General features: G+C 59.5%; 1 protein-coding gene. It reads right to left on the reverse strand.

Going from position 1 to position 398, the window contains the following annotated elements; genetic code table 11:
* Window positions 1-396, reverse strand: a 396-nt coding sequence (locus EN935_RS40435; protein WP_348629935.1) for a M20/M25/M40 family metallo-hydrolase, incomplete at its 3' end; no start/stop codon positions are given.
* Between the last annotated feature and the right edge of the window lie 2 nt (window positions 397-398).

A 398-nucleotide genomic window follows, 5' to 3' on the forward strand; every position in this document is an offset into this window, starting at 1 on the left:
AAACCCCGCCATATCGCCATGACTGCGCAGCGGCCCAGAAAGCTTGGCCGGCTCTCCTCCCATGCGATGGATTCCCTCTGCCAGCGTTGAGCCATCGGCTGCGATAAAGGAGAGGTTCTCTTGCGAGAGCTCGCCTGCCATGGCACGACTTCCAACGCACGAAAGGCCGTATTTGTTAGGCTCCTCAGCTAGAAAGTCGATAACCTCGAATGGGTGTCGCAGGCGATGGCCAGCGTCTTTCAAAGCATTGATAGCCTCGAGCGCGGCGATCACACCCAACGCGCCATCAAAGCGCCCGCCCGATGGCACCGTATCGCTATGGGAACCGGACGCCAGGGGGGCAAGCTCATTGTCGATGCCAGGCAAGTACCCTACCAGATTGCCGCCAGCGTCAATGT

It is taken from the genome of Mesorhizobium sp. M7D.F.Ca.US.004.03.1.1, from assembly GCF_003998635.1.
GTDB classification, from domain to species: Bacteria; Pseudomonadota; Alphaproteobacteria; order Rhizobiales; family Rhizobiaceae; genus Mesorhizobium; species Mesorhizobium loti.